This is a genomic window from Anaerovibrio sp. (assembly GCF_051866355.1).
Classification (GTDB): domain Bacteria; phylum Bacillota; class Negativicutes; order Selenomonadales; family Selenomonadaceae; genus Anaerovibrio.
The window spans coordinates 1-4,029 of the sequence record NZ_JBJDWZ010000034.1; the positions used below are offsets into that span (position 1 = coordinate 1).

The following is a 4,029-nucleotide window of genomic DNA, read 5'->3' on the forward strand; positions in this document are numbered from 1 at the left end:
TACTAAAATAATTTTTCTTTATAATATCATAAAAATCCTTAACTATTTTTTTGATATATGATATAATAAATTTTAAATAACTCGAATTTATTACTTTAGTATATACAGACGAATAAAAATGCATCGGAGTGATAATGTATGGAATTGCGACAACTGGAATACTTCCAAATGGCAAGCAGGCTGAAAAACATCACGAGGGCGGCCGAGCGCCTCAATGTTTCCCAGCCGAATATTACGGTGGCCATCAAGAAGCTGGAATCTGAGCTGGGCATCAAGCTGTTTGACCGCAGCCAGAAACAGCTTTCCCTGACGCCGGAGGGCAACATCTTCCTGAACCGTATCGAGCTTGCGCTCAGGAGCATACAGGATGCCGTGCTGGAGGTAAACGACTACAAGCAGCTGCAGAAGGGCACCATCAAGATAGGCATACCGTCCATGATTGGCGCCTACCTGTTCCCGAAGATTTTCTCCAGCTTCCAGCAGCTGTACCCTCACCTGGACATCTACCTCTACGAGGAAGGCTCCATGACCATCAGGGAGCAGCTGGAGCGCGACGACCTTGACTTCGGCATCGTCATTATCTCGGATGCCTCTGCCAGCCTGCAGCTCCTGCCTATGTCCAGAAACCAGATTGTGGCGTGCATTCCGGAGAAGCACCCTCTAGCAAAGAAAAGCAGCATCTCCATCAACGATGTGGCCAATGCCGACCTGATTATGCTGAAAGAGGGCTCCTTCCTGCGTCAGCTGGTGCTGAGCAAGATAAAGCGCGCCAACATCATGCCGGAGATTGTGCTGGAATCCAACCAGATAGAAACCGTCAAGGGACTAATTGCCTCCAACGTGGGCATCGCCTTCCTGCTGGACTTCATCGTCAAGGGAGCGCCCGGCATCAAGGCCGTGCCTTTTGACGACCCTCTCTTTGTGGATCTGGGGCTGGCCTGGAAAAAGGACCGCTACATCAGCAACGCCGCCCAGTCCTTCATTGATTTCTGCCGCAATACCATGAAGGAAGGCTAGTCGGCTTAATAAACCGAATAAGCTATTTACAAAGTATGTAAATTCTGTTATACTACAGAAACGAAATAAATACATTACACCAACGACAGGTGACAGGATAGCCGGAGGGGGATGCTTGCCAGACAATCAGCCGGCTGTCTGTTGCCTGTTTTTTTGTGGCATGTAGTCGTGATATGTGCCGTGATGTTGCAGGCTCATGGTATGTGCCGTGCCTCAACACACTATTGCATTATTGTCCCATTGCATGATACTGTACTAAATCGCATCATTATGCCGCTGTATGAAGAAAACAAATTTACAAGAAACAGGAGGAGATTTTATGGCAAACATTAATGATAACTATTTGAAGCTGGCTGGCAGCTATCTTTTCAGGGAAACAGCCCGCAGGAGAGCCGCTTTCATCGAAGCCCATCCTGAGGCAGACGTCATTTCCCTGGGCATAGGTGACGTTACCCTGCCCCTGCCTGATGCCTGCATCCAGGCCATGCACAGGGCAGTAGACGAAATGGCCGCCGCAGATACCTTCCGGGGCTACGGCCCGGAGCAGGGCTACAGCTTCCTGGTGGAAAAAATCATCGAGAACAACTACAAGGGACTGGGCATCGAGGCTGACGAGGTGTTCGTATCCGATGGTGCCAAGAGCGACTGCGGCAACATTCAGGAAATTTTCAGCACCGACAACACCATTGCCATCACTGACCCGGTATACCCTGTATACCTTGATACCAATGTCATGGCAGGGCGCACCGGCACCCTGCAGCCTGATGGCCGCTATGCAGGCGTTACCTATCTGGCCTGCAACGCCGAGAACAACTTCTGCCCGGAGCTGCCGGAAAAGCGCGTCGACCTGATTTACCTCTGCTGCCCAAATAATCCGACCGGCACAACCCTCACCCGTGCACAGCTGAAAAAGTGGGTGGATTACGCCCTGGAAAATGACTCCGTCATTCTCTTTGATGCCGCCTACAACGCCTACATCACCGAGGACGATGTACCACGCACCATCTTTGAGATTCCGGAGGCCAAGGAGTGCGCTATCGAGTTCCGCTCCTTCTCCAAGACGGCGGGCTTCACCGGCACCCGCTGCGGCTATATCGTACTGCCAAAGACCGTTACCGGCAAGGCGGCCGACGGCTCCCGGCAGGCACTGAACCCGCTGTGGAACCGCCGCCACACCACCAAATTCAACGGCACCGCCTACATCATCCAGCGGGGCGCGGAGGCCATTTTCACCCCGGAGGGCAAGGCACAGGTCAAGGAAATGATTGGCTACTACATGGAAAACGCCCGCATTATCCGCGAGGGACTTACTGCGGCAGGCGTGACTGCCTTCGGCGGCGTCAACGCCCCTTACATCTGGCTGAAAACACCTGACAACATGCCATCCTGGGACTTCTTTGACAAGCTCCTGAATGATGTGCATATCGTGGGCACTCCGGGCGCAGGCTTCGGTCCTTGCGGCGAAGGCTATTTCCGCCTCACCTCCTTCGGCAACAGGGAAAAGACCATTGAGGCAGTTGACCGCATCAGAAACAGCCTGAAGTTCTGACCCATACTTGACTTTTTTTCAAATACATATAAAATGATTAATGGCCCTCCATATCGGGGGGCTATTGCATTTTACACAATGGAGGCATTTTTATGGTAACACTTGACTTACAAAATCTGCTGGTATGCAGAAACATATTAAAGGACAAGCTGATACAGGAGCTGGCGGAGGCAGTGGCATCGCCTGACGATTTATCCGCCAGCCACCGCTTTGCCGGACACCTGATGGAAAAGGCCGAGCAGGAAGGCTGGAGCGGCAACCTTATCCGTGCCCTGTTCCTGCACCTTCTAAGCCAGGAGGGCTGCCTGGCGGCAAAAATGGCAGAGGCCGCCGGCGGCAACATCGGCACCAGCCTGCAGGATGCCTTCATCCATGATATGAAAAAGCTGCTGCCGGCACTCTCCGAGAAGGCCGTGGATATTGTCAATGTAAAACTGCTGGACGACTACATCCCTTCCCTGCCTCAGAAGCTGGAGGCCACCGAATATCTGGAGCAGCAGCTGTCCGGCAAAACCACACCGGAAGAAATCACGGAAGCCTTCCTGACCTACTATGCCCGGTACGGCTACGGCGAGATTGCCTCCTATCCTGCCTTCTGCTGGAACAGCAAGCACCAGAAGCTGCAGGGCATCCGCCACTTTGAGGCGATGGATTTTGAGGATATTATCGCCTACAAGCGTCAGAAGGAACAGCTCATCGGCAACACCCTGGCCTTTATCCGCCGCCGCCCTGCCAACAACGTACTGCTGGTAGGCTCCAGAGGCACAGGCAAGTCCTCCGGCGTCAAGGCACTGGCAAAAGCGTACTACACGGACGGACTGCGCCTCATCCAGATGCAGAAATCCCAGCTCAGCGACCTGCCAAAAATCATGGCAAGCCTGCGCCAGTACGCCAGCAAGCGCTTCATCATCTTCTTTGACGACCTGTCCTTTGAGGAATCCGACAGCGACTACAAGTACCTGAAATCCGCCATCGAGGGCGGCGTGGAGTCCAGACCAGAAAACGTGCTGATTTATGCCACCTCCAACCGCCGTCACCTCATACGGGAAACCTGGCGCGACAGGAACGACCAGCAGGACGAGCTGTTCCGAAACGACAGCATCAACGAAACCATCTCCCTGTCCGACCGCTTCGGTCTTATCATCACCTATCTTGAGCCTACCCAGGATGAATACCTGGACATCATCGACCACTATCTGCAGCAGGAGGGCATCTCCCTTGACCGTGAGGAGCTGCGCATACTGGGGCACCGCTGGAACCTTGAGCACTCCGGACGCTCCGGACGCTCCGCCCGCCAGTTCGTCACCCACTATCTGGGACAGATGCAGGATGACTGACACAGCTAAGCGCATCATACTGCAATAAGCCTGCAAATAAGCAAAATGAAAAGCACCCTGTTCAAAAACGAACAGAGTGCTTTTTTCGTTACATTCTCAGCCAAAACCATGTACCATATCATCAGC

Annotated in this window: 3 protein-coding genes; all 3 read left to right on the forward strand. The window is 53.0% G+C overall.

What is annotated here, in order from left to right; translation table 11 throughout:
- Nucleotides 1-138 precede the first annotated feature (138 nt).
- Nucleotides 139-1,017 carry a LysR family transcriptional regulator gene (locus ACI3UA_RS02005; protein WP_439723165.1) on the forward strand — a complete coding sequence of 293 codons (879 nt, stop codon included), beginning with the start codon at nt 139-141 and terminating at the stop codon, nt 1,015-1,017.
- Nucleotides 1,018-1,336: 319 nt separating this feature from the next.
- The gene (locus ACI3UA_RS02010; protein WP_439723166.1) at nt 1,337-2,566 is read left to right on the forward strand and encodes an LL-diaminopimelate aminotransferase; all 1,230 of its coding nucleotides are present in this window, start codon (nt 1,337-1,339) and stop codon (nt 2,564-2,566) included.
- 92 nt (nt 2,567-2,658) lie between these two features.
- Nucleotides 2,659-3,903, forward strand: a complete 1,245-nt coding sequence (locus ACI3UA_RS02015) for an ATP-binding protein (RefSeq protein ID WP_439723167.1) — start codon at nt 2,659-2,661, stop codon at nt 3,901-3,903.
- Nucleotides 3,904-4,029: the final 126 nt, after the last annotated feature.

Bases quoted from the DNA above. Each gene is read 5' to 3' on its own strand.
- ACI3UA_RS02005 (WP_439723165.1), top strand. From the start codon at position 139: ATGGAATTGCGACAACTGGAATACTTCCAAATGGCAAGCAGGCTGAAA.
- ACI3UA_RS02010 (WP_439723166.1), top strand. From the start codon at position 1,337: ATGGCAAACATTAATGATAACTATTTGAAGCTGGCTGGCAGCTATCTT.
- ACI3UA_RS02015 (WP_439723167.1), top strand. From the start codon at position 2,659: ATGGTAACACTTGACTTACAAAATCTGCTGGTATGCAGAAACATATTA.